Source organism: Paenibacillus chondroitinus NBRC 15376, assembly GCF_004000765.1.
GTDB lineage: Bacteria > Bacillota > Bacilli > Paenibacillales > NBRC-103111 > Paenibacillus_E > Paenibacillus_E chondroitinus.
This window is the reverse complement of sequence record NZ_BILW01000016.1, coordinates 13963-38962: the sequence shown is the minus strand read 5'-3', so window position 1 is coordinate 38962 and position 25000 is coordinate 13963. Positions and strand designations below refer to the sequence as shown.

The 25000-nt window shown below is 43.7% G+C and carries 24 protein-coding genes; 1 reads left to right on the top strand and 23 read right to left on the bottom strand.

Annotated features, from left to right (window positions below):
* The 21 genes from PCH02S_RS18540 to PCH02S_RS18440 form a co-directional block, all read right to left on the bottom strand.
* Nucleotides 1–1191 carry a glycosyltransferase gene (locus tag PCH02S_RS18540; protein WP_127455430.1) on the bottom strand — a complete coding sequence of 397 codons (1191 nt, stop codon included), beginning with the start codon at nt 1189–1191 and terminating at the stop codon, nt 1–3.
* On the bottom strand, nt 1188–1934 hold the full coding sequence (locus PCH02S_RS18535; RefSeq protein ID WP_127455429.1) for a glycosyltransferase family 32 protein: 747 nt from the start codon (nt 1932–1934) through the stop codon (nt 1188–1190). The genes PCH02S_RS18540 and PCH02S_RS18535 overlap by 4 nt, the downstream gene beginning before the upstream one ends.
* Nucleotides 1935–2124: 190 nt before the next feature.
* On the bottom strand, nt 2125–3942 hold the full coding sequence (locus tag PCH02S_RS18530) for an ABC transporter ATP-binding protein (RefSeq protein WP_127455428.1): 1818 nt from the start codon (nt 3940–3942) through the stop codon (nt 2125–2127).
* A complete protein-coding gene (locus tag PCH02S_RS18525) occupies nt 3942–5114 on the bottom strand; it encodes a nucleotidyltransferase domain-containing protein (RefSeq protein ID WP_127455547.1) in 1173 nt (390 codons plus the stop codon). Before PCH02S_RS18525 ends, PCH02S_RS18530 begins: the two co-directional genes overlap by 1 nt.
* 24 nt (nt 5115–5138) lie before the next feature.
* A complete protein-coding gene (locus PCH02S_RS18520) occupies nt 5139–5594 on the bottom strand; it encodes a lasso peptide biosynthesis B2 protein (protein ID WP_127455546.1) in 456 nt (151 codons plus the stop codon).
* Nucleotides 5578–5886, bottom strand: coding sequence for a lasso peptide biosynthesis PqqD family chaperone (locus PCH02S_RS18515; RefSeq protein WP_127455427.1), 309 nt, complete (start codon nt 5884–5886; stop codon nt 5578–5580). The genes PCH02S_RS18520 and PCH02S_RS18515 overlap by 17 nt, the downstream gene beginning before the upstream one ends.
* Nucleotides 5887–5889: 3 nt before the next feature.
* Nucleotides 5890–6819, bottom strand: coding sequence for a phosphoenolpyruvate carboxykinase (ATP) (locus PCH02S_RS18510; RefSeq protein ID WP_127455426.1), 930 nt, complete (start codon nt 6817–6819; stop codon nt 5890–5892).
* 109 nt (nt 6820–6928) lie between these two features.
* Nucleotides 6929–7063 (bottom strand): paeninodin family lasso peptide, encoded by a 135-nt coding sequence (locus PCH02S_RS18505; protein WP_127455425.1) that lies wholly within the window; start codon nt 7061–7063, stop codon nt 6929–6931.
* Between the two features lie 16 nt (nt 7064–7079).
* Nucleotides 7080–9026 (bottom strand): lasso peptide isopeptide bond-forming cyclase, encoded by a 1947-nt coding sequence (locus PCH02S_RS18500; protein ID WP_127455424.1) that lies wholly within the window; start codon nt 9024–9026, stop codon nt 7080–7082.
* Nucleotides 9027–9220: 194 nt separating this feature from the next.
* A complete protein-coding gene (locus PCH02S_RS18495) occupies nt 9221–10252 on the bottom strand; it encodes a nucleotidyltransferase domain-containing protein (RefSeq protein ID WP_246069157.1) in 1032 nt (343 codons plus the stop codon).
* Nucleotides 10221–12014, bottom strand: a complete 1794-nt coding sequence (locus PCH02S_RS18490; RefSeq protein ID WP_127455422.1) for an ABC transporter ATP-binding protein — start codon at nt 12012–12014, stop codon at nt 10221–10223. The genes PCH02S_RS18495 and PCH02S_RS18490 overlap by 32 nt, the downstream gene beginning before the upstream one ends.
* 23 nt (nt 12015–12037) lie before the next feature.
* Nucleotides 12038–12493 carry a signal peptidase I gene (locus PCH02S_RS18485; protein ID WP_127455421.1) on the bottom strand — a complete coding sequence of 152 codons (456 nt, stop codon included), beginning with the start codon at nt 12491–12493 and terminating at the stop codon, nt 12038–12040.
* Entirely contained in the window at nt 12480–12749 is a 270-nt protein-coding gene (locus PCH02S_RS18480) for a PqqD family protein (protein ID WP_127455420.1), read from the bottom strand. The genes PCH02S_RS18485 and PCH02S_RS18480 overlap by 14 nt, the downstream gene beginning before the upstream one ends.
* Entirely contained in the window at nt 12749–13531 is a 783-nt protein-coding gene (locus PCH02S_RS18475) for a hypothetical protein (RefSeq protein WP_127455419.1), read from the bottom strand. The genes PCH02S_RS18480 and PCH02S_RS18475 overlap by 1 nt, the downstream gene beginning before the upstream one ends.
* 71 nt (nt 13532–13602) lie before the next feature.
* Nucleotides 13603–13809: a hypothetical protein gene (locus PCH02S_RS18470; RefSeq protein ID WP_127455418.1), complete on the bottom strand. Its 207-nt coding sequence runs from the start codon at nt 13807–13809 to the stop codon at nt 13603–13605.
* A gap of 13 nt (nt 13810–13822) precedes the next feature.
* A complete protein-coding gene (locus PCH02S_RS18465) occupies nt 13823–15544 on the bottom strand; it encodes a hypothetical protein (protein ID WP_127455417.1) in 1722 nt (573 codons plus the stop codon).
* Between the two features lie 21 nt (nt 15545–15565).
* Nucleotides 15566–16849 (bottom strand): efflux RND transporter periplasmic adaptor subunit, encoded by a 1284-nt coding sequence (locus PCH02S_RS18460; RefSeq protein ID WP_127455416.1) that lies wholly within the window; start codon nt 16847–16849, stop codon nt 15566–15568.
* A gap of 42 nt (nt 16850–16891) precedes the next feature.
* Nucleotides 16892–17557: a CpsD/CapB family tyrosine-protein kinase gene (locus tag PCH02S_RS18455; RefSeq protein WP_127455415.1), complete on the bottom strand. Its 666-nt coding sequence runs from the start codon at nt 17555–17557 to the stop codon at nt 16892–16894.
* Nucleotides 17538–18299, bottom strand: a complete 762-nt coding sequence (locus PCH02S_RS18450; RefSeq protein WP_127455414.1) for a YveK family protein — start codon at nt 18297–18299, stop codon at nt 17538–17540. Before PCH02S_RS18450 ends, PCH02S_RS18455 begins: the two co-directional genes overlap by 20 nt.
* A gap of 188 nt (nt 18300–18487) precedes the next feature.
* Nucleotides 18488–18787 carry a response regulator transcription factor gene (locus tag PCH02S_RS18445; protein ID WP_127455413.1) on the bottom strand — a complete coding sequence of 100 codons (300 nt, stop codon included), beginning with the start codon at nt 18785–18787 and terminating at the stop codon, nt 18488–18490.
* Nucleotides 18784–19818 carry an HD-GYP domain-containing protein gene (locus PCH02S_RS18440; RefSeq protein ID WP_127455412.1) on the bottom strand — a complete coding sequence of 345 codons (1035 nt, stop codon included), beginning with the start codon at nt 19816–19818 and terminating at the stop codon, nt 18784–18786. Before PCH02S_RS18440 ends, PCH02S_RS18445 begins: the two co-directional genes overlap by 4 nt.
* Nucleotides 19819–20285: 467 nt before the next feature.
* On the opposite strand from PCH02S_RS18440, the gene PCH02S_RS18435 reads away from it, so the two are divergent.
* Nucleotides 20286–20738 carry a collagen-like triple helix repeat-containing protein gene (locus PCH02S_RS18435; protein ID WP_127455545.1) on the top strand — a complete coding sequence of 151 codons (453 nt, stop codon included), beginning with the start codon at nt 20286–20288 and terminating at the stop codon, nt 20736–20738.
* A gap of 59 nt (nt 20739–20797) precedes the next feature.
* Here the strand turns inward: PCH02S_RS18435 and PCH02S_RS36725 are convergent, their stop codons facing one another.
* Nucleotides 20798–22507: a glycosyl hydrolase gene (locus PCH02S_RS36725; RefSeq protein WP_164819619.1), complete on the bottom strand. Its 1710-nt coding sequence runs from the start codon at nt 22505–22507 to the stop codon at nt 20798–20800.
* Nucleotides 22508–22772: 265 nt separating this feature from the next.
* On the bottom strand, nt 22773–24995 hold the full coding sequence (locus tag PCH02S_RS18425) for a glycoside hydrolase family 88/105 protein (protein ID WP_127455410.1): 2223 nt from the start codon (nt 24993–24995) through the stop codon (nt 22773–22775).
* Nucleotides 24996–25000 lie beyond the last annotated feature (5 nt).

Genomic DNA, 25000 nt, shown 5'->3' with positions numbered 1-25000 from the left:
CTACATCACCCCATACAGCTTTTCTAATTCGTACGTGTTACTGTAGTCTTGATTCGTAATATGGTTAATTAGTTTGTTTCTTAGCTCATATTTTTTGTAGAGCCGCTCTATTCCAGCTGCTATTCCTTCTATATTAAGTTCACAGATAACCCCATCAATACCATCCTCGACCTGACTCTTCGCGGTAGCATAATTCGTAATCAAGACAGGCTTACCTAAAATTTTCGCTTCCGTTACGGTGACTGCTTTGCCTTCATACCTGGATGGCTGTACATACAGATCACAAGCTTTTATGTACGGGTAAGGATTCGTTTTCTTGCCTAATAGGAAAAATTGGTCCTGTAATCCATTGCTTTCAATTAACTCCCTTATTGCGACTTCATCCCCACCGTATCCTACTACATACCATGCAATCTCCTTATAGCCTTTATCTTTTAACAGCTTTAAAGCCTTTACAGCATTATCAATTCCTTTGGCATGCGATAGTCTAGCTACGGTCATTAATTTAAATCTTTGATCATTCATCATAGGTTTAGCTGATTCTTTATCAGCCATAACTTTAATAAAGTCTGGAGAGGTAATGTTTTCTATAACGATTACCTTATTTTTTAATTCCCCATATTTGGATAAAAATGATTCCTTACATGCATCCGAGACGGCTACAATGTGATCAAATTCTCTCCACATTTCCAGATCCATCTGTACGTTTGTTTCTACATTGGAGTAATCGGTATGGATCCAGGCTATCTTCTTCTTTGCTTTAATTTTATGGGCTATAAAATAATGAGGCCATAAATAACTGATTGCCACGTCATATTCTTTCTCAACTTGAGGTAAATAGGGCAGCGCATATTTCCACATCAATTGCATTTGGTAATATCCCGGCTCAGCCACCCGTCTGATTCGTCTAAACATCTCCGCATGTAACTTGGATAGGACTCTTGATATGCCGATCGTGTAATGCTTATCTTGAAAAGTCTGTCCAATTGACTTTCTAAAAGTGGTGTACTGCGGGACTTCACTTAATAAATTAGTTTTATCATTAATTAAATTCATAAACTCACCTTGATGTTTGTAGAGCATTAAATCAATCTCATGCGAGTTATAGTCAAACTGATCAAGCATGCTGACCAGACTTCTCTCTACACCCCCTACTTCCATATCAAAGGATGCAATTAATATATTCTTCATTGGATCCTCCTGAGCGCTTCCCTCATTCTTGCGATATTGTTGCCACCAATTACTTTGGCCAGCATCCATTTCATCTGACCTTTAAACCTTGCTTTAGGCGGCAACCAGCTCTTATAAAAATGATGCATGGCATAAGTATTATTGGACATAAATGTTCTGCAGTTAATGTAATCATAGGGGGAAAAATACGTTTGAGGATAAAAAGTGCCAACCTCGCTGATCTCTTGATAGAGGCCATTGGGCTTAACTCCCCAGTCTCCTAACATCCTCGTTATCAAGGCAACGTTGGTCAATGAATCAAAGGAGCCATCTTGCCGAATAAAGTTCTTATGCTGATAGGAATCCATAAAAACTTTGATCAGCTTATTTTCTTTCGCAGCCCCGATCGTACTCGTTGCAATAAAATTTTCCTGCTCAAATCCCCAGAATGACTCATGATGCAGTAGGTCGTCAAAGGATTTGAACACTTCAACATCAGTGTCTAAGTAGATGCCGCCGAAGTGATATAGGGCAAACACCCTCGCATAGTCGCTAACGAATGCAAATTTACCTGCTTCATAAGCTTGCTTCACATAGACATTTTTGTTGACATCAAAGTTGCTTTCATTCCACTCTATGAATTGATAGTCAGTTAAATGGTTATGCCAACTGGCTATGCACTTTTTAACGATTTCTGGCCGCTCGTTTTTGCCAAACCAACAATAATGGATAATCTTTGGAATCCTGGTGCTTTTATTATTCAAGGATATTGCCCCCTAGATCATATAAATATTCCAGAGCTTACTACTGGCATCTCATTCGTTCTTTATAGTGAACTACTACACATGAATAATTAAAGCGACAATGAGGGGAATGGAATGATGCCTTATCTTTCATATCAATTGTAGTTCTTAATAAAGAACATGTCAATGATCCGAATTATTAAATTTAGATTTACTTCGCAACCGTCGTTTGCAAGTCTGTCAATTGATTTCCTAGAAATTTCGCAAACAGCCCATTTTTTTCTTCCGCTAATTTGATAAATCCGCCGCTTTGAACGATTGTCCCTTGATCCATGACAATAACCTGATTAGCATTTCGTATTGTTGACAATCGATGAGCGATGACAATAATGGTCAACTTGCCTTGAAGCCGATCCAGCGCTTCTTGAATCTTCGTCTCATTCTCTGTGTCTAACGAACTAGTCGCCTCATCCAAGATCAAGATGGAAGGTTTGCGTAATATGGCTCGCGCTAAAACAAGTCGTTGCCTTTCTCCACCCGACAACCGGATGCCTCTGTCTCCAATGAGTGTATCCAGCCCTTGAGGAAGCTTCCTGACAAATTCTGCTGATGCGGCGAACTCTAAGGCATCCCAGAGCTGCTCTTCTGTTGCATCCGGAGCGATCATTAGCAGATTTTCACGTATATTTCCATTAAAAAGGAACGGATCCTGGGGGACATAACTGATCGATTTTCTCAAAGATAATAAATTCGTTCCCGTAAGGGGAACTCCATCCACAAGGACCTGCCCTTTCTCGGGCTGCAGCAATCCCATCAGGATATCAATTAAAGTACTTTTGCCTGCGCCGGATCTACCGACAACTGCTGTCATTTGATTGGAGTAAATTCGCAAGTTAATATCTTGGAGTGAACGAACCTCTTCATTGCGATTATATCGAAAAGACACATCACGGCATTCGAGGTAATCCCCAATATGAAGTGGTTTCACATAATTAAAGTCATGATTCTCTTCTTTAACTTCCCTGGATGCTCGACATTCATTTTGTAAAGCTTTCAAAGATTTAAAAGCAGGAATTGCCGTGGCGATTTGTTCGAGATTCGTCTGAACACCTTGAAATCGAGGCCAAAGTCTAAAAAACACGAGGATAATTAACATCAGCTGCTGTCCTTGTGTATGGAAGAGCATAACGGAAGCGTAAATAAAAACAGCAATGATTAGAGAGGACGAAACCTTGTAGTACAGCTGGGAATTCGCACTAATTTTAGCAGCTGCGAATCGTTCCCGCGCGAATTGTTGACACCAATCTATCATCCAGTTACGGCGTGACTCCTCCAGCATATTGCTTTTAATGTCCTTGATTCCATTGAAGTGATCCGTTATTCCGCCAATATAACTTCTCCCGATTTCCAAAGACTGATTTCCAATCTTGTTTGCTTTTTTAATAAAAGTACGAGAAAAGAATGAGACGACTAGTCCGCAGCATAGGACAAAGACCGTCAATTTAACGGATAACCATAAGGCAATCCCGACTTGGATCAAAGTAAATATAATCGATGTTAAGAACTGCATAAAAACATAGGATCCCGTTGTTACATGCCCCAACTCTCCAGTCAACGAGTTAATGAGATCTGATTTTCTTTTCTTAATGAAAAAGTCCCAGTTCGCATGAAGTAAGGCGTTGTATGTCTCTAATCTTACGTGATTGATAAATCCGGTATGGATTTTGACATCTCTAAGGTTGAGATTCCGCTGAATCAAACTTTGACCTGTTATTAGTGCAATATACACACCTACGATGATGATCAGCGATACTGACTTAGGAAGCTCATTCAGTAATTTAATGATGCCTAGATGGGAGCTCCATCCCGTATTAATGTCCATGATACCGCTGATGCCGAGCAATGGGAGCAATAAAAATATCCCCATGCCGTCAAGGAAGCTGATGAGCATCATAGCCAGAAGGTTCACATATAAAATTTTACCCGCGTAGCCATGCAACTGTTTAATAAAATATAAGAGATGTTCCATTACACTTCTCCCTGTGACAAGTTACGCTTCCATGTTTTTCTCCATGCCCATAAGACAGGACGTAAAGGGAAGTAGAGGAACTGCAATTGTTTCGGTAAAGGCAGTGTCTCGGCATCTTCCGGGTATGGATACAAGAAACTCATGACGAAAAGGATCTTATGCGGAGTCGGCATCAGTGAAAATAAATGACGTTTATGATAGTTAGCCACATGCTCCGGTAAAGGAGGTGTGTGCAGATTAATCATTTGCCCAATATAGAATAGGGCGTCATTTGCTAATTGTTTAGCATTCTTGGATGCAGTAATTGATTCCAGATCCACGGTTAACGGAGTATTCAAAAGCTGTTTAGCCAAAATAAGCGCTTGTGCACCAATATGGAGCAGTCTGAATTCCTTCAGCAGTTTGTAAAGTTTAGGGAAGTCCAGGTTTTGCCTGGAAATCCGATCGATATCGGCCAACCAGCGAAGACGGGACCATCCATGGCGAGCCCCATGTGAAGCAAGAAATAGAAATAAATCCTCTCTCCCTAAATAATAGACAGGATTACTCGTAATCGTGCTTATCCGTTTCCGTTCCCACAAGTCATCGAAAGCAGGCTCTTTCCCAGGACCCGGGCCTAATCTCCAATGCATCTCGAGGGTAACTCCCGTTATTTCGTGGATATAGGTGACATGATGATGTCTCCATTTCCAATCATTCAGTATCGTCTTGTATTCCTCTTCCTTCACGTAGCCGTACCCTCTGAGCAATTCCTCTGCTTTGTTTATATCTTGCATGGGAATCAGGATGTCTAAGTCGCGTGATGTTCGAAGGGACACATCGCCATAAAGATCAGCTGCAAGAACAGGTCCTTTCAAGACGATAGCGCGGATATCCGTTTTATAGAACTGCTTACAGAGCTCTTCCATCTGTGCGCTCAAGCGCAGCATATTGAAGGTGTTGCTTTCATAGTCTTTTTTCAGAGCTTGCTTCACTCTCAGCGGAATCCCCACTTCATCTGTTTTCCTGAGATGGTTAAAAAGAATGGAATAAACCCGATGATGTCTTCCGAGTGCCAGGAATTTATCCCAATCGATATCCGTTATTTCTACCTGATCCTCTCTCATGATGGATAGCAATAAATTCAATTCATCAGAAAAAGGCGCCGAATCTAAACGAACATTATTGTCCATCATTATAATCTGCTCCTTCATTATTTACCGACTGATTGTTTTAGCAAATTTACCAACAACGGCATACCGTTCCATGCCATCGGCTCCGGTAATATAATAGGGACCGCTGCGAAGCCAAGCGTGAGCTACCATTTTGCCAGACTCGTCCCTACCGGTCCCAAGATACAGTGTGCTTTCTATTTGACGTTTTTCAAGCATTTTTAAAGCGGCTATAGCCTTAACCAAACATTTACTCTCCCAGAACGTATGTCGACTCATAATCTGAATCGCATCGTGAACTCTGCTTAATGTGGCCTTGTTAAGTAAGATTTGGTTAATCGTTGTTTCCTCCATCTGAGCGCCTAACGAAGGTGCGACCCTAGAAAAAGGAAGAAAGAGTAGCAAACGCGCCCACCCCAAATAGATATAAGCTTCTATAAATAAAAGCATTGTTTTCGTATCTAATGAGAAAAAACTTCTAACTTTATTCACGATGCCCATCAGCTCCAACTTGAACCAAACCTTCTCCTGCCATATGTGCTAAGAAGGATATTACATGCTGCTCGCACTCGTTTTGGTCCACATCATATTCCCGCATTAATGTAGAAACTAACTGGCCAATGGAAATAGGATTTTCAATAGAATCCCATATTTTACCACCAATTTCTCCTAGATTGTAATACTTACCGTTCTGAACACTTAGCATGACTTTTTCACCGCCCATATCGCTGACGATGCTCCCTTTTCCTTGACATACACAATCTTGCAGTGAAATTGTTTCATGATTCATCATGGTTTATTCCCCCAAATTTAATGTTCCCAGGATGGTCGAAACCAATTGAGGAGCTGTAAAGCTGGATACTGGTCGACTTAATTGAAACATTTGAATATGATGCAAAATGCTCGCCGATGTTTTAAAGTGCCAATCGACTAATCCTAGACCAGGAATAAAGAAATTGCGATAGGTATGATAAAATAGCGGATAGAAACGTTCGAGCTTTTCAATAAGACGAATCTCTATATCTTCATTCACTGTTTTCACAAGTTCAATCACGCCGGCGAGAGGTAAGGATTCCGTACAGTAGCTAGTGGATACCGGGATATAATATTTATCCACTCTGCCGTATAAAGACTGATAATTGCTGGATACCAGACCAAACTTGGTAAGACTATCTTCCCATAGCTTCTGTTGTGGATAGGATGGAGTAACGTATGGGATGTTATCCTGTGACAACGTGATTGCTATCACATCATCACTTAGAAGCTGATACCCTCGAGTTATGAACGCTGAAGCTAGCGTTGACTTCCCTGCACCTGAATCCCCAACAATTGCGTAAGCCTTACCTTCAATTGCTAAAGCACTTCCGTGCAGAGGAAATATTTTTCTCTGCATCAAGATGACACCCATGCATGTTCCAAGAACGAGAAGTCGAATCTCGCCTTCTTCTGCTTCTTTCATCGGTGAAACCGTGATTTTTTTCCCATCCTGAATAGAGAACGTTGCGATTTCAGGAATATGAAACATCGTTAAATTCTCTTTGACTAGAAATTGATTGGGATCATCAGATAACTCAAAATATAATGGCGTAAGATCCGGGTCAATAAGTATTTCAATATCCGCTGCTTCTTGCTGCTCACTCACTTTGATTAACTCCGGCAAATCCATATCGCTTGATATCGTTAACCCAAAGGCTTTATAGATAAGTTTTTGTTTGACTTCTAACATTATTTCACTCCATTGTTACCATGATTATGTTAAAGCCCCTATACTGTCTAGATGTATAAGGGCTTTAACATATGTAAGAAATCTAGTTAGTTTTTAAGCTAAGTTAATCTTAGCTCCATGTTAATTGGTCTTTAGGCGTTCCTGTCGGATAATTATGATCGAGGTGATTCCCGTTTTTAGGATCAAGCATTGTCATGTTTACATTCAACACTTCTAATTCCGGTTTTTTCCATTCTTTTTTCATATATATTCACCTCCTTTCAAGCAAATTTTTTCATATATCGATATAAGATTAGACTGCGCATTAAAATCTTATAATCAGCATCGGTCGCATACTCTGGTATAGCCCCAGCTTCAACCTTTACCAACGCAGCATTTAACACATCACCATCTAAATAGCTCAAGATTCTATCATCCTTACTGAGTTGTTTTAACTCAGCTTTATATGTATCCCAATGCGGAATCATCCGATGAACCCAGTCAGCACCTTGAACTCCTCGATAATGCAGATTTAACCTAACCTTATCCGGTAATAATTTTTCTGTAGATCTTCGTATAAGTGACCGATCAACACCGTTTTGTACATATTGTTCTTCAGGTACAGAAAGACAAAACCGGATCACCCGTAAATCGTTGGTTGGATCACGCTGCCATAGCGAGTAACGTAGTGACAACTTTGCCGTTAAGGTGTTTGTCGTATTCCAGTGGAATACATCCTTGAAGTGCTTTCTCCTTAGTTCATGCAGATTAGCATTAGAGGAAAACCAACCTGTTTGATCTATACCGTAGTCTTTTAGTCTGTTAAATACATTCGTTCTTTTAGCTAAATTCTGATTAATAATTCTCGGGAATATATAGGGTTTATCCTCTGATGGGAATATTCGGTCGATGATCGGAAAGGCTACTCTTGCCACTTCAGGAAGCCTCCGCAGCCTTGATCCTCCCACTTTACTACTGTAGTGATGCAGCTCTTGTACAAGACGAACCCACTTCATTTTTTTTAAAAGCAGGGCGTAATGCTCGTAAGCGGATCCCCAGGATATGCTCAAATTCCCTCGCGCGCCGCTTAATAACACGCCAATTCCTTCCTGCTGCGCTTTCTCAAATATCCCTTTAATCCAGAAGGAATTCTCGAAATATTTATAGGGAAGTTCCGTTATTTCCAGAAAATCGTCAATTTCTGTATACGAGTTTTTACCCTCAAGATCCAAGTAATGATCGTTAATGCCACCCACATGCTGCACGGTCGAATGAATAAAGGGGCGTTCATCCGCCATTAAATGCCTGGGCGTATAATCTTTAAAATCCTTGGGAGGGATATAGCTAAATGTATGCAATCGTTTGGCATTCTTGCTTAGAGCATTAGCAGCAAAACTGACAATGGAGCCAGAATCTAATCCGCCGCTTAATTGAGCACCAACCCCACGATTCGTCCGTAGACGCGATTGGACAGCTGTTCGAAAAACATCTTGGAAAGCTTCTACGTACTCATCATTTGATTTCAGTTTTAACCGCTCTCCCGCAGTTAGCGTGCAATATCTCGTAAGCTTTATTTGCCCGCCGGTAATCGAAATGCTGTGAGACGGTAACAATTGATCAATATGTTGATACGGTGTTATTGAAGCATCTACCGCTTCAACCACAGCAGAAATCGCCAAATATTCCGCCAGCCATTGTTCGTTAAGTTCCTTCTTCACATAGGGTAGCGTCAACAAAGGCTCAATGGCCGTACAAAACGCAAACCGCTTGGCATTAGAGTGAAAATAAAGCGTCCTGCTCCCCGAAAAATCCCGGGCGCCAAAAAGCATTTGCTTCCTCTCATCCCAAATCATAAAGGCAAAATCGCCAATCAAATGCTTTGGAGCATCCTCAGCCCATTTGTGATAGGCCAGTAAAATCAGCTCACTATCCGGTATGCCAGCTCTCCGGTCTCGCTCTATTTGAAGCTTCTCAAATAATTCATCTCGGTTATCAATGATCGCATCAGCGGTTATCGCTAACTTTCTATTCTGATCATAGTAGGGTAATCGCTCACCAATCGACTCTGGCGTGATCCACTGTGCATGACAGCCCAGGAAGATCTTCTCATGATGCCATACCTGAATATCGTCAGCAGGATATTTCTCTAAATCGAACATCATACGATGACCATGTTCCGTATTTATCGGTTCTTGATCATAATGGAATATCCCGGCGATGGCACTCATTTTCTACCCCACAGTACAATTAGTAATTGGCATTTCGCTGCTTAATTGTTCTTTTTAAAGAACGTTCAAGTGAACGTATGCCTTATAATTCTAGTTCAATTCCCCGACTTACATTTCATTTATTAGATCACTTGCTGTTCTTTATCGAGAACAATTTCAGGATATCATCTTCGTTCTTTACTGTCAACTGCTTCCTAAAACTTTTTCATCTCGCTCGAAAACATCATTTTTCCTAGGTTACATACGAATTGAACGAGCGCTGCCCATGAATGTCCAAGGGAATCAAAATTGAAAAACTTATCATAAACTTTACTTACAAATTGCTTGAAATTTCGACGGCTTCTTCCCCTGTACGCCCCCTCAAAGTTGAGCTTACTTCGAAGCGGCAATGGCAACGGCAATTCTTTAATCTCCGATAAATGAGGAAAATAACGATACACGATAAGCAATGTTCTTATCATTCTGCGCAGCGTTTTATGTGCAGCGGCATCTTCTAATAACCGATTAAAGTCAATCTGATCATGCCTTGCCTGGAGAATTTGGATAATATCTATAAAATATTTGGGCGAATTCATATAATGGCTCCAGCCATGTAGACAAATCATGTAAAACGAATGGTAAACAGACAGCTCCCTGACATATTGGAAGGAGGCCATCGGCAGCGCTTCTCCCCAAAATTCGTCCATATTTAAATTCGAAGTTTTCTCGATCAGGAAATCCCAATGGAGTTCAACCGTGAGCGGAACCGAACAGTGGGGCAATGGTTTGGATAAGCTCCAGTGGAAATGCGACATTGTGCTCTCTTGTTCGTTGGTATATCCCAGTGACTTCACACACTGAATAGCCCGCTCCAAATCATGCTTCTGCACCAGCACATCAATATCGGTTGTCCCTCTAGCTCCAAGGTGACCAAAATATTTTTCAGCCAAATAGACGCCTTTAAGCGGAATGACAGAAATCGCCAACTCCTCAAATTTCTTCAGCAGCCGGTCCGTTTGATTTTTAATAAAAAGATTGAGATATAACGTTTCATTATATTCTTGTTTTAATCGTTCTTGAAAAAAGAGCGGAACTTGCGCCCCTCTGCCTTGTTGTTGGATTAAGAAATACACCTGGGAAGCTACGCCAAAGTACGCAATATCCTCTAACGCTTTCTCATAAAAGGTAACATCCTGAGGTAAAGAAGCCCGCGGATCATACAACGCGTGTATCAAAGGAATGATCATCACTTGGAGGAGCTCCTTTCTCCGCTTGCAACCGGTATAATCGACGATACAGCCCTTCCTGCCTAATGATCTCTTCATGACGGCCCATTTGCACGATCTTTCCTTCATCCATAACAAGGATGAGATCCGCATTTTGTACGGTGGATAGTCGATGAGCAATCACTAATGTGGTGCGATTATATAACAGCTTCTCCATCGACTTTTGCACATGATACTCCGTTTCGCTGTCCAAAGCTGACGTGCCTTCATCCAACAGAAGGATAGGAGCATCTTTTAACAGGGCACGTGCAATCGCCATACGCTGACGCTGCCCACCGGAAAGTCTGGAGCCTCTCTCCCCGATTTCGGTATCATATCCATTCGGAAGAGTGGTGATAAAGGTATGAATGCCGGCAATTGACGCCGCCTGTATCATCTGGGCATCTGTGATGCCAGGTTTGGCTAGCTGCAGATTCTCTCTGACCGTACCGCTGAACAACACGGTTTCTTGGGAAACATGAGCGAATAAGCTCCTCTGTTCGGAAACGGTCATAGCAGCAGTCGAATGGCCGTTGATTGTAATGCTGCCTGATTGCGGCAAATAAAAGCCCTGAAGCAAATGAAACAAAGTGCTCTTTCCTGCCCCGCTTAAACCGACAATAGCAACGACCTTTCCGGGCGGAATTTGCAAATGAAATTGGTCGAATACAAGCTTTTGCCCATCATAGCTAAACGAAACATCTTTGAAATGAATGGCTGACAGCATAGGCTTATAGGCAATAGCCTCAGGCAAGCTGTCGGATTCAATCTCTATTTCCAGGATCTTAAATATCCTTTCCATGGCGGAAATGGATTTTTGAAGGCCTGCCCATTGTCCGGCCAGCTCTGTCAGCGGATATACCAAGTGGTTAACAAGGTTGATAAACGTTAATAGGGCACCTACGGTCAAGACACCGCTTGAGACATAGTACGAACCCAAACATAGGCTTATCAAAAATGTGACGGAAGCAGCAGCCTGGCTCCCCACATAAAACCATCCGCGCAATTTGGCGTTCTGCAGCTCCAGTGCATATAGTTCCTGATTCCTATTTACATATTTGGCGAAAATGAACTTTTCCATGAGGAAAGAACGGATAACGAACAAACCGCTGAACGTTTCATTCAGCAACACGTTCATTCGAGCTACTAAATCCTGAATCTGCCGATTATTTTTCCGAAGCATGAAGCCAAAAATAACCCCGGAAACCATGGCAACAGGCGCTACAAACACACTTACGAGCGCTAGTTTCCAACTGATTTGAAGCAAGTAAATGAAAACAGCCACATAGATGAACGGTAATTTAATCAAATAAATAAGGCTGCTGCCAATAATGCCATCTAGATTATGAATATCATTCGTGAAGTGCGCCAACAGATCCCCGGAATGTTTACCGTCGATGTGCTTTCCAGGCAGCTGCATAATATGTTTGAACACATCAGCGGAGAAGTCCCTTTTTACCCCATTTGTTGCGATGGTCTCCCACAGTGTTGTGAGATACGTTGAAGCAATACTTACGGCAACCAGTAACGCGCCTAAAGGCACCAACCATTTCATTCGTCCAAAAAAACTATGAATGGCCGCATCCGTGAGATGGCCAAAGAACCATGAGAAGGATAACGTTAAACCGATATCCACGAATAACAAAAGGAATAGCCCCATGTATGCCTTACGATGCGTAATCATGTAGGGCTTCAATATGGAGTAAGTCGTGCGAACATCTTTTATGGCCAATCTTCCCATCATACCCGCGACACTCCACTGTAAGTCTAGACTTGAAAGCTTTCTTTCCGATTTAGATAAAATCTTAATAATAACGTTATCATTGGAAATGTCAGGATGATCCTTCCCCAAACATGAGCAAATAGATCCGTTGTATGGATGATCCGCTTTTTCCGCTCGATCCAAGTCAACTTCCCAATCAATTGATCCAGCCCAATTGCTTCATCATGCTTTAAGTTGGTGTCACCTTTACATAGGTAATACAACTGCTGATTCTTTGTGACCATCCGGCAAAATCGATGAGCCACCAAGTTTCCGCCTAGCGTACGAAATAAAAGGACATCGCCTTTTTTTATACTTTCCACGGTAGTAACGCTGAAACGGCAAATGTCACCTTTTTTGATAAAAGGATACATGCTTGTTCCTCGTGCCGGAAGTTCAATCCAGCCATTTTTGGCCATCACACGTGTAAGAAGTTGGATCGATTCTTTAGGAAACAGCATATTGGACCAAACCCCGCCCTATCATCTCCGTTAAAAAGGCTTCAACATCCTCTTCGACGCTCTCGCTGACGGAGGCATACTCCTCGCGAACCGCTTCGCTTATGGAGCTTACTGTCTGAGCCACGCCAAGTAACGACCAGCAGTAACCGCCTACTTCATTTAATTTCGTCAACGTAAATTCATCCGTGTTCAAAATAATACATTCCATATCCAGTTGAATAAACTCATAATCATTCATCCGAAGGTATTTGGTCATTAGGATATCAGCTCCCAAAATGTCTCGTTTTTTTGAAAATGCAGCTCGAAAATCGCAACCGAATGAACGACTTGCTGCAGCAGCCGGAAGATGTTCCTTGTTTCTTCCAAACTGTGAGACCAATAAAACACTTTATTCATAAGAAAAAGAAGGCTGTTCGATTTGCTAAGCGGAACGAGCTGATTATCCATTGCCTGATGCAATAGATAGATGTTGGTTAACGGACTAGTCTCTCCTGCACCTGTTCTAACCAGTTCACTTCGAAAGGGAGAATCGTAAACCGTGATCTGACCAGGAGTGATTTTAATAATGGTTGCCTCATCGGAAAGCAGCTCCCGGGGATGCGACAGCTTAGCCGCCGTAGATTTTCCGGCCCCCGAGTGTCCCGCAAACATATAGGCTTTGCCCTTATCTATCGCACAGGATGAGTGAATCAGCAGTCCGCACTGATGGTAGACCAGATAGGAGCTGTATAGATTCATCAGCGCGTGTTTTAACGCCAACTCATTATGCACAGAAATGTTGGAGTCCTGATAATCCAAGCTGGTCTCGATGCAATAATCTGCCCTTTGAAATAAGATCTTGTGCGATTCTTTGGAAATCTCCACGTGATAGTCAACAAAAGGTGTCCCATATCCCCCTGTAAGTTGAATGAAGAGATCCGGGTTTCGATTGCTCGTATCTACCACGGGGAAATTTCGCTCAATCCAATACGTCATCTGATCGGAGTCGCAAATCATTTGAACCAGATGCTCTCCAATCATTGTGTGAAAACGCGCCATTGTACATCCCCTTGGGACTTAATTGATCGTTGAGGCCAACGGCAGTTAGCCATTAACCTCCTCGAATAAATTCACTTATTTTTGCCGTTTCCATTGCCATTATGAGGTCCGGTATACGGAGGGTTGGGATAATTAATGCCGCCATTCCCTTTACCTGGGTGATTCAAATTGCCTTTGCCTTTATTCCAGCTCTGCGCTGTCTCAAAGCGAACCGGCTGTTGACTTAGTACCATGGGGCGAGTATACAATTTGGGTACCTTCTTCGTTTCATCGTTCATCGCATTCGCTCTCCTATCGTTTCACTGTTTGGACAAGGCGTCTTGCTTCACCAAATGGTGTATCAATAATTTCATAAATCCGAAGATAGACGGTATTTTCCAATCGGTCCGCGTTAAAATCAATGGATTGTGCTCCGCTAACCAGCTTATTATCTCCTGTAAAGGTTAAGACCTTGGAAGCCATGATTCTGTTTTTGGCATCGGCGAACTCAAGTCTCATTTGAGAAAAGCTTTGATCAACAACGATTTCATCCTGAAGTTTAATGCCGAAATCCAGATTGTTTTTATACGAGTAAGGAACACTTCCTTGTCCCATATTGTAGTTGATTCCAATTGACCAATTATTCAACGTGACTTGGAAAGGAAAGAAGGCGGCATCCTTATCGTCCGTCTCATCCATAACTTTCGTCTTGAAGGCAGCAACTGGCAGGTTGTAGGGCTGTACACTTTTCCCATCCGTAATTTCCATGGCTAACTGCTCACCGTTTTCGGCATTCGGAATAATGAAGGAATAGTAGATGACGTAGCTTAGATTAGGAATGAGTGTGTCTACCTGCGTATTTTGTCTTGTACCCAAATATTTATTACCGCTGCTGCTTGTCAGGACCGTCTGAAAGAGAGGAACCTGCAAGGGGCTTTCACTCTTATTGAGCAGCTTGAATTTGGCCACAGCGGCTTTAAATCCGCCTCCCGCACTTTCATAGACGCGAAGATCTACCATGGAAACACTGATTTCTGGCCGAATCAGCTTCGTTAAAGGGTCTATCTGAAGCGGTTTATTCCACTCATATTGTGACAATTGATTCATAAAATACCGCACATCGTTAGCTCCTGGCGGTGTAATCGTCAATCTGCCAATCAAATATTCGGTATGTTTGTTGTCTTCACCCACAAAGTCTTCTGGCGTCAGGACCGACAAACTTTTCAAATCCATCTTGTTTCTAATCGGAATGGCATAATGGACATAGTTTTCTTCCCCAGGTTCGAGGGTGATCGGATCTTTCTCGATTCGCTTTCCGCTGTAAATCTTATTCTCGGATTTGCCATTGATCCGGAAGTCAGGGATGTTGGTTTTCTTATCCCCCGTATTCTTAGCCAGCAATGCCACAATGGTCATAGGCCCGTCCGGTGTATTCTGTTCAGCAAGACTGACCGGCTTGTATGACAGCGTGCTGGACAGCACCGGGATCGTAAACGAATCTTCCCACTTCTTCGTCGTAGAAGGATCGGTAAGGACTGCCTTTTCACCCTTCCATTCTAAGTCTGAAATCGGCAGGGATATGATTTTCTTTTCTTGCTTGGGATAAACGAATTCGTCTACATCATAGAAGGAAAGATCCGTTAATGAAAAGACATCAAAGCGCTCGATGACCGTCATATAACTAAGCTCTACCGTCTCTTTGGGCTGAATGTTTTTGGCGTTAGCCTGACTTGGACGCATGATATATTCCAAGCCCTCTTGCGTCTTGGCACGAACTTCATACTCCGGTACGCCCGTCAGGCGATCCCCATCGTTATACAAACGTACAACCGTGCCGATTCTAGCTCCTTCGGGGGTTGATTCGTTTAAAATACTTTTCACTTCTACCTTGATATCACTTGTCAACGAATAGCTTTTCACCGTCGTTGTTGATGCATATTTTTCATCGGCTGCTACATGGAAAGCTGCTGATGGAATCACGAGTGAAACGGATAAAATGAACATAACCATCGTATGTTTCCAATTTATTTTCAAGTCAAGTCACTCCAATTTTATTTATTGCTCTTCAATAGCCGTCATTTGAACTTTTTGTTTATTGCTTAACTGACTTGGACTCGTTTTCACGACCAGTTCTCCCTCTTTGAGGCCCGAAAGCACTTCTTGATTAGGCTCGTTCAATCTGCCTAGTTGAATGCTGCGTTTCTCTACGGTGTCTCCATTGAGCACAAATACGAATGCATTGTCACCTTCTTTAACAATACTGTAGGTAGGGACGGTCACTACAATCTGGTCCTGCTCTTCCGTCAGTTGAAGCTTCAGCTTCATGCCAGGTTTCAACGCCAAATCTTTATTCGGCACTTCAAGATTAATTTCATAGGCCTTCGTTTCCGGATCGATCACTTTGGAGAGATAGCTGATAGCTCCCTTATATTTCTCATTTGCTCCCACTACGAAATAAGAAAGCTGAGTTTTATTACCGATTTGGTTCGTTTCCGCTTCTGATAACTGTGCTTTAATTTTAATCGGGTCCAGCCTTTGAATAACCCCGACCTTAGCTCCTGCCTGCAGCGCCATCCCTGCCTCCATCGGCATCTCCGTCAATAAGCCGCTTACCGTAGCTCTCACTTCAAGGTTTTTCATCGATTGGTCAAGCTGCTGCAGGTTAACCTGAGCATTTTTGAGCTGCGCGTCCAATTCAGGAGAAACTTCCTGCGGCTCTACAGCGCTTAGCTTCTGTTTAAGCTGATCCAGATCCATGCGGGCACTCATCATTTGAGTCTCCATCTGGTAGAGCTGAGCTTTCGTAACCAGTCCGATATCATAATCGTTTTTCATTTTATTGTAATTTCGCATTAAACCCGTCATCGACAGTTCCATCTTTTGAATGGCATTGCTCATATCTAACTTTTGGTTTTGCGTCTCTTTTTTAGCTCTTATTTTCGCTTTTTCTATCGCATCCTGAGCCGTTTGTACAGCAATAGCCGCGGTTTCTCTCTGTGTCTGGAGATCGCCGGATCTCAACCGGAGAATCACATCGCCTTCTTGAACCATATCTCCGCGTTTTTTCAAAATTTGATCAATATCTCCGGCTGCCTTGGATGTAATGTCAAATTGTGCTGATGATTGTGCTTCTGCCGCACGTTCCAACGGATCACCGATTTTTTGTTTAATGACCTTGAAGGCTTTAATGCTTTTCGGCGCTTGATCACTGTACATGGAATTGCTGTCTGCATTGTTCACTGCCGTATCCGAGCACCCGGCCAATATGCCAATGCTTAAAGTCAAAATACAAAGGGTTCTCACGACTTTCGGTTGCTGCTTCCGCCGTTTTTTTCTCATTGGATATGAACTCTCTCCCCTTACTTTGATTTCCCGTAACGATTAAAGGTACGACGACGCATAATCGCTTTTCACTTCATTCATGACGACGCCAATTAAATTCACATTGGCCAGATGGAGCTCTTCTTTCACTTTCTTGGCGATCCCGCGTTTGACTTTACCGGATTTGACGATAAGGAGCGTCCCATCGCATTTTGTTGCCATAATCTTGGCATCCGTTACTGTTAGAATGGAGGTTGTGTCCACAATAACCATGTCATATGTCGCACTAAGCTCTGCCAGCAAGACATCCATTTGGTGAGAGGCCAATAAGCCGGAAGGATTTTGAGGAGCAGGACCCGAAGTTACGAATGATAAATTTTCAATATAAGATTCCCGTACGATCTCGTGCAATGTACTTTGATTAGCCAGATAATTGGTCAGCCCTTTAGCATTATCCTCACGAAACGTTAAGTGAATGGAAGGATTTCGCAGGTCAGCATCTACAAGCACCACTTTCTTGCCCGTTTGTGCATACGCAACGGCTAAATTAATAGCCGTCGTTGTTTTCCCTTCACCTCTGCCTGAAGATGTGACGGTAATCGTCTTTGCTTCACGCCCAAATACCGAACAATCGATATTAAATCTTAAAGATCTATAAGCTTCGGATGCCGGAGAGTTAGGATTCTTTTGCATCGTTATGGAAGAATCAGTGGATAGTTTTGGCATATGCAATATCCTCTACTTTTTTTCTGGATTTGTTTTTCTGTGCCGCCCTTAGTGCTTTGGTTTTCACTTTCGGTATGTAAGCTAAGGTTGAGAGTTCAAAAGCCTCTCGAACATCCTCATCCGTTTTCAAAGTATCATCTAAAGCGTCCAGCAGAAGAATGATACCAACTGTAACAGCGAGCGATGCAACAAAACTAAGAATGATGTATTGATTTGACTTTTGATTCACGGGTATAGGATTGTCCTGAACTTTGGCTCTATTCAGAATGGTGATATTATCGACCTTCATAATTTTGGGGATTTCTGTTTGGAAAACATCCGATACGGCATTCGCAATCTTCACCGCTCGATCATGGGAAACATGTCGGGCCGTAATCGACATCACTTGCGTTTCATTGAGGTTCGACACATTAACAATAGAAATTAATTGGTCGGTAGATACGTTGAGGTCAGGGTAGCGTTGAACGACTTTATCCATAATCGCCGGGGTTCTAATGATTTCTTTGTAGGTATTAATGAGGGCCATATTAACACCGATGGCTCCATAATCGATTTGCTCCGTGCCTAGTTGACCTTGTTCAGATGTTTTGTTGACAATCAATTTTGTCGAAGCCTGATAAATCGGAACGTAATTGGCTGTCGTATACATGGCGGTTAGAAGGGTACAACCACATACAATTAATGCAATTAGCCACCAACGCTTCTTTATAATCATCAAATAATCTTTTAAATTAATTTCCATGTTTCCCCTCCGTGAGAAGTCATCTTTTTTCGAAATTCAATGATACTATTTGTATCTTAATTCTATTACTACTTTAAGATACTTTTCGTATCATGTCAACAAAATATTCCATTTCTAAGTTCCAAATTGTATCACCGAAAATGCGCATAAAAAAAAAGAAAAGCACCTCGAAAGGCCTTCTCTTTTTCTTAATTCATCCCCACGGATTTCACTAAATTTTTCTCACTTGTAAGCCCTGAAACCATCAACGCTTGCTGCAAAAGTAGTGCCAGCAACCGGCGCATCGAGCCAATGCCAATTTTGCTCATAATATTCGCTAGGTGAATCTTGACTGTTTTCTCGCTGATGCAACAGCTTTCAGCAATTTCCTTGTTTGTGTACCCGTGAGTTGCGATCAGGGAAAGAATTTCCGATTCTCGCTGCGTCAGCCCATAATTCGTGAAAAATTGTTGCAAAACTGTATTCTCTGCTTTTGAATTAGGCATCATACAACAACTTCCTTTATATGAATGTGGCGTTCTCGGCTAAGGTCTACAAATGCTTCATCGACTCTTACAAGTGGATTTGTATCATCTGTAGGATTAATATAGACGACTTCCGCCCAACGACCATCCGTCAATTTCACTTTCCTGCCGACTAAACTTCGAATGATATTCTTTAGAAACACGGATACGATATGTGGATCCAACTCTCCAAAAAGACCTGCGCGCATCTGTCGTACAACCTCGTAGAACGGCATCATCTCATGATAAGGTCTATTCGAGGACATGGCATGGAAGACATCGGCAACGGCAACAATCCGGCTCAAGCGATCGATTTGGCTATCTTTTAAACCCATAGGATATCCACTTCCGTCTGCTCGCTCATGGTGCTGCAAGGCAACAAGTGAAACTCGGTAGTTGACTCCAACAGTCTCCCTCAGCATGTTATAGCCCCGAATGGTATGCTGTTTCATGGTGTTAAATTCATCTTTTGTTAATTTCCCCGGCTTTTGGAGAATGTCTTGCGATATTTTAATTTTACCAACATCATGCAAAGTAGCCGCTAACGTCAACAAGGCTATCTCTTTTTCTTCCATCTTAAGCCACTTTCCGATTAGTGTCGAAAGTATGCCTACTCCGACATTGTGCTGATGCGTGTACTCATCTTTGGCTTTGACAGCTTCAAGTAATTCGAATAAATCAGGATGTTCGGCAGCTTGCTGAACAATAGGAATGAGTTGGCTCTTAATTTCAAGCAATGGGATTTTATTCTCTGACTCTATTTGCTCGAAAATTTTCTTGGCTAGCTGAGAAGCTTGCTGTACTAGAATTCCTGAAGAATCTTGGGTGTCGGCGACGACTAGTTCTTGTTCCAGTTGCTCTTGGGGATTTGTCGTAATAATGTCCATGAAGTCAATACGATGCTGTCTAAATAAATCTAAATGCTCTGCCGTAAGAACGGTTAAGCTTGGTGCCAATACAAGCCCATAGCTCGTTGTTACATCGTATTTCAACATTTTCCCCGTAAGTTCTTTCAATTAACCCCGCCCCAATTATTTCAAAATATAACCAATTTCTATTATATACGACAAATTAGGTTCCAACCATGGGAGGTAAATCCCGTATTTTTCCTATATTACTAGGAGAAAAAGCCTAGGGCTTTCATAAATCAAAATATAATTAGGACTAATGGTATAGTTTGGCAAAATCTCTCCTCTAGACCAGTTCTAACCGTGACATTCGTCTAGCCTCCTGCATATAGTAAGTATCGACTAATCCGCTTTAACCTAAGGAGGAACTTACATTCATGACTTCAAACAAAAAACAAGAGACTCGGCAATCGGAACGGGAAACTGACGTATTGCAGCAGCCCGAAATTAACCCTGCGTATGCGGAAGCCTATCCTCAACCCGCGCCTTATGCATACGGCTATCCTGTACCGCAAGCCTACGCTTGGGTACCTGTATATGATACACGCATGCTCGGACTTCCCGGCCTGCCTGGCATGGGCTTGCCTGGATTCCCAGGGCAACCTGGATTCCCAGGGCAATCTGGATTCCCAGGGCAACCTGGATTCCCGGGGCAACCTGGATTCCCGGGGCAACCTGGATTCCCAGGACAGCCTGGATTCCCGGGGCAGCCTGGATTCCCGGGGCAGCCTGGATTCCCAGGGCAACCTGGCGTAACAGGCGGCAATGAGCAAGCGCCCACATCGGCTCCGCCTGCGTATACCCCGCAAAAGCCGCAATCTTTGGCTGGTTCTACATTCGCAGTAGATCCGGGTGGCATTAGACGCTGCATGTTCCGCTTTACCTACGTATGGCTAAGCAATGGCCAGCAGTTCTGGTATTATCCGACTTTTGTCGGTCGTAATTCCATTGCCGGCTTCCGTTGGAATGGTTTCTCCTGGATGTTCTTCGGTATCGATTTACGTTTTATCGAGTCCTTCACCTGCTAACAGAGCAATGAAAGCAGAAAGTCCGACACACACGTTAAGTGGGTGTCGGACTTTCTGCTTTACACGGCGGCTGTGTAGACCGCCATCCCTGCCAGGCCCGGATCGCCAGTTACCCGACGCACCTCCATACTCAGTACGCCGGCCTTCACGGTGACACTGTAAGGGCCATATCTAGCCCAATTGTTTAGAGCTAATAAACCGATTGGGACTGTTGTGACCTGCACACCTTCAAGAACCACATCATAAGAAGACGGATTTGCTTGAGCACTTTCAAGAGACCAAACATACACTTGATAATTGCCATTGGACAGCGCTTGAGCAACCGTAAAACTGGATTCTGAAGCATAAATTTTAGAATTAAGCATTACGCTTGAAACGCTGTCAACAGCTGGAACCGGTGTAATTGCCGGCGAATTGACGTAAGTTTTGCTATTGGAGGAATACGTGAATAGAACATGATCTCCAGCTAACCAGGTTTGCTCATCCATCGTGACAGATGCTCCTCCGAAATTAATCCCACGAACAAAACCCGTATAAATGGCATCCGTTGTCACCGTGAGCGGTGGCGTAAAAGCAGAATTATTCCCCGCAGCATCTTTTGCTTTTACTAGAAAACGGTACGCCGTATTCGCCGTCAGACCCGTGACCGTAAAGCTGGTCGTGGTCGTAGTTCCCGCCAAGATTGTGTTATTCACGTAAACTTCGTACCCCGTAACGCCAATATTATCTGTGGATGCCGTCCATGTCAGTGTAACTGAAGTCATTGTCTTGGAAGACGCCGCCAAATTCATCGGCATTGTCGGTGCTTGCGTATCCGGAATCGGTGTTGTGGGGATATAAACCTTACTTCGATTCAACATTCTTTCTACGGAAGTCGCGTATAAGGCATTTCGCTGAGATGAGGTATTATAGTCATATAAATAATTTGCCCACTCCATAAACCATACCCATTTGGGTTGCTTCGCAAAGGTTGCGCTCGGAAATAATTGGCCGATTTCTGCAACAGCAACCGGTTTTCCACCTGAAATAGCGACGAGACCATCATAATATTCCTGCTTAAAGGGTTCACTGCCATACATATATAAATCCGTTCCTAAAATATCGCATTTGCCTGTCCCTACGAAATGTGTCATGTAAGGGTTAATGTCTGAACTCTTAGGCGCATTCGCATTCCAAACCCAAAGCAAATTATTTAAGCCGTGATAATTCGTAAACCGATCATACATAATGTCCCAAAGGAGTTTAAAATTTTGCTTCTTCCCCCACCAGAACCAGTTGCCGTTCATCTCATGGTACGGGCGCCATAGAACGGGAACATCGGCATCTCTCAGCTGTTTCAGAAAAACCGCAACCTTGTCATACTCCGAGATCAGCCAATTGTACTCTGCTGTTCCTGGCGTGCACACACGGTTGAACTCCGCATCCGTCGTATTCCTTTGCACATTGGACCAGGTGTAGGTTGTGAGTGGATAGTTCTGATGCCACATCATGGTCACGAGACCGCCACTTTGAACATATTTCTTTGCTGCATTCGTTACATTTTGTCTTTGAGATGTGACCTGCGCAGCTGTCTGACCTGAAATGGGCCCCATCTCATACCCGGCGACACCAGGATAATCACCGTACAGCTTGTTAATTTCATTGACATAACCACTTGGGTCCTCCAGCCAGTTATGAATACCCGTTAATGTTTTGGATCCTGATATCGCATACAAATAATTCAAAACATCAACGGCTCTCTGGCTAGCTTTTGCATTAATCGGAAGCATCCTCCTACTCACCCCGCAATGTATTCGTATAATGGCGTACATGTTATATAAATCTAGCAAGTTTTATGACTGCTATACTCCTATACTATGTATCTTTAGCACTATTTGCTTAGGTTACCTGTAGGAAATTGTAGAAAATACAAAAAACCTCTAATACATCGAGAGAATCTCTCTCGCATACTAGAGGAAAGAGCTATTTCCTGTCAGAAATCGACAAAGAAAAATAGAACTTTTTGAATATAAAATCCGCCGTGACAGGACGTCTTCAATCCCATCTTGCCGGTTCCCTCAACCAACCCTTCAGCTTAACGATCTCCGTGCCCGCCAGCATCATGATACCTACCCCGTGGTTATCGTTCGTAACGGTAAGCAGATCCTTTTTGTAATAATCCGCTGTAAAAGCGTACCGCGAGCCGCTGCAAACGCCGTGCACGTTACCTTGCGCGTCAATGGCATACCGCGTCAAGCCGTCCCAAGCTTTAAGCGCAGCCTGGATGAACCGCTGCGGCTCGGCAAGCCAGCCAAAGCGGACGCCCCTGGCAAACGAATACGCAAACATCGCCGTACAAGAAGCTTCTTGATACGCATCAGGGTCATTCAACACCTGATGCCATAGTCCGCTTGCTGCCTGAAGCTCGGCATAGCCTGCGCACAGCTCGTTAAAAAAGCGGACAAGCTCAGCGCGAAGCGCATGATCTGCCGGCAAAGCCTCCAGCACCTCGGTCAGGGAGAATAAGGTCCATCCGTTGCCGCGCCCCCAAGGAATTCTAGTCGGCATCCCGTATTTGAAATCAAATACGTGGGACATGATGCGCTGCTCCGGCATAAACAAGTAGTTCCGGAATAACAGGAACTGCTTCGCCGCCTCATCCAGCGCTTCACGATTTCCTGTTACCGCCGCATAACGGCACAGGAACGGCGTACTCATATAGAGGTCGTCCGCCCACATGGTATTCTCCGAATACTCATCCTGGCACACACGATAAAAAGCCCCGTCTTCCTTCCGCTCCAGCTGCTGAAGCATGAAGTCGGCAATCCTGTGGGCAATCGGCAGATAACCCGCATGCTGAGCTTCTTTGTACGATTCCAACATGGCCGATCCGAACGATCCGCAGTTGTCGAGCATTTTCATCATGACCAGCTGCTGATTGATGGCCGGGAACCCGTACTGCTCGCGGTCCCATAGCGAGTACTCGAACATATCCGTACAGCTTTGAACATGGGCGAGCGCATACGAGAGAATGTCTGGCCGTTCCAATAAACGGCCGGTTTGCAGCAGCCCGTAGATGGTCACCCCGAGCGGATAATCCCAGCGGGCAAAGTTGGTCACATGGCCAACGGTCCATTTATTGCTCAGCATGGCGTTCTCATAATAGGGACGAATCCACGTCTCTGGGCGGTCCAAGCGCCAGTAATTGCCTGCAAAAACGCGCTTTGTCGTAGCGATTTCATTCTCATTCAGTTCCACATTGGCATCAAAAGGACCCAAATAGAGCCAAACCTCATCCGAGCCATGCACGTCCACAGGCGCATGGAACGGTACCTGATCTCCGCCCGCATAAGCCTGCACGGTGAAGCCCCACGCTTGCGAAGTTGGTTCACACTCGCTGCGGACCACCATATCGTGTTTGCCGAAGGCTAGCGGCACCTCCACTTCGAAGCTGCCCGCCGTCTGAACCGCAGCGACTGGATGACCGTTCACCCAAACCGCCAGCGGCCCGGTTGTGCTCCCTTTTAACACATAAGGAGCCTTGCCGATGCCGGTAGCGTTCAGCTGTGTCCAAGCGTATGCCCGCTTGCCTGGCTGAAGGCCGAATAAGCGCTCGCAAACCTGTAAAGCCAGCTCCTCTTCACGCCAGTCAGATTCCGGTAGCCACTTGACGCCCTGCTCTTTCTCGGAAGAGAACGCTGCCGGCAGCGGACTCTCCTCGAACAGGTCAGCGTCGATTGGAGCGGAGTATACCCATCCTGCCTGGCCTGCTCTTTCAGCAAAAGGAGAACGCACATTCAAAATTCTAACTTTGGCTTCATCCGATCCGAATAGACATCCGAATCCCGCCGCCGTCACTCTCGCTTTTATGAAAAGACGATTCCAGCCTTTGACGAAATTGAGATTCAACTTGACAGTCGCATCCGGCTTCAGCTCATCCATAACGTTGGAACGGTAGGATAGCTCATTATTAAAGTAAAACTGAATCGGACCCAAACAACGCATCAACACGTCCAGATTCCGGTCACTATCGCTCCATACTAGCGAGTAAGCATAAGAAATTTGCCCCTGCTTTGCTTCAGGGAATTTGTGATGAAGATTGAGGTCGAATAAACCCTCGTCATTTTGCAGCATACCTGCTCGATTGAACGCCCGAAAGGCAAACGGTACAGGCGGATTGGCACCGATATAGCGATCAGCAAGCACTTTCAGCGTGCGTTTTTCGTCTTGGCCTAAGCGGGACTGGATGCTCTCTTGTTCATTGAAATAGGTGGTCATCTCTC

Coding starts and splice junctions, on each gene's coding strand:
- PCH02S_RS18500 (WP_127455424.1), bottom strand. CDS start 9,026: ATGAGTGCCATCGCCGGGATATTCCATTATGATCAAGAACCGATAAAT.
- PCH02S_RS18490 (WP_127455422.1), bottom strand. CDS start 12,014: ATGATGGGAAGATTGGCCATAAAAGATGTTCGCACGACTTACTCCATA.
- PCH02S_RS18470 (WP_127455418.1), bottom strand. CDS start 13,809: ATGAACGATGAAACGAAGAAGGTACCCAAATTGTATACTCGCCCCATG.
- PCH02S_RS18435 (WP_127455545.1), top strand. CDS start 20,286: ATGGGCTTGCCTGGATTCCCAGGGCAACCTGGATTCCCAGGGCAATCT.
- PCH02S_RS18525 (WP_127455547.1), bottom strand. CDS start 5,114: ATGGACAATAATGTTCGTTTAGATTCGGCGCCTTTTTCTGATGAATTG.
- PCH02S_RS18480 (WP_127455420.1), bottom strand. CDS start 12,749: ATGACCAAATACCTTCGGATGAATGATTATGAGTTTATTCAACTGGAT.
- PCH02S_RS18520 (WP_127455546.1), bottom strand. CDS start 5,594: ATGGGCATCGTGAATAAAGTTAGAAGTTTTTTCTCATTAGATACGAAA.
- PCH02S_RS36725 (WP_164819619.1), bottom strand. CDS start 22,507: ATGCTTCCGATTAATGCAAAAGCTAGCCAGAGAGCCGTTGATGTTTTG.
- PCH02S_RS18515 (WP_127455427.1), bottom strand. CDS start 5,886: ATGATGAATCATGAAACAATTTCACTGCAAGATTGTGTATGTCAAGGA.
- PCH02S_RS18425 (WP_127455410.1), bottom strand. CDS start 24,995: ATGACCACCTATTTCAATGAACAAGAGAGCATCCAGTCCCGCTTAGGC.
- PCH02S_RS18485 (WP_127455421.1), bottom strand. CDS start 12,493: ATGCTGTTTCCTAAAGAATCGATCCAACTTCTTACACGTGTGATGGCC.
- PCH02S_RS18450 (WP_127455414.1), bottom strand. CDS start 18,299: ATGGAAATTAATTTAAAAGATTATTTGATGATTATAAAGAAGCGTTGG.
- PCH02S_RS18510 (WP_127455426.1), bottom strand. CDS start 6,819: ATGTTAGAAGTCAAACAAAAACTTATCTATAAAGCCTTTGGGTTAACG.
- PCH02S_RS18505 (WP_127455425.1), bottom strand. CDS start 7,063: ATGAAAAAAGAATGGAAAAAACCGGAATTAGAAGTGTTGAATGTAAAC.
- PCH02S_RS18540 (WP_127455430.1), bottom strand. CDS start 1,191: ATGAAGAATATATTAATTGCATCCTTTGATATGGAAGTAGGGGGTGTA.
- PCH02S_RS18530 (WP_127455428.1), bottom strand. CDS start 3,942: ATGGAACATCTCTTATATTTTATTAAACAGTTGCATGGCTACGCGGGT.
- PCH02S_RS18460 (WP_127455416.1), bottom strand. CDS start 16,849: ATGAGAAAAAAACGGCGGAAGCAGCAACCGAAAGTCGTGAGAACCCTT.
- PCH02S_RS18445 (WP_127455413.1), bottom strand. CDS start 18,787: ATGATGCCTAATTCAAAAGCAGAGAATACAGTTTTGCAACAATTTTTC.
- PCH02S_RS18495 (WP_246069157.1), bottom strand. CDS start 10,252: ATGATCATTCCTTTGATACACGCGTTGTATGATCCGCGGGCTTCTTTA.
- PCH02S_RS18475 (WP_127455419.1), bottom strand. CDS start 13,531: ATGGCGCGTTTTCACACAATGATTGGAGAGCATCTGGTTCAAATGATT.
- PCH02S_RS18455 (WP_127455415.1), bottom strand. CDS start 17,557: ATGCCAAAACTATCCACTGATTCTTCCATAACGATGCAAAAGAATCCT.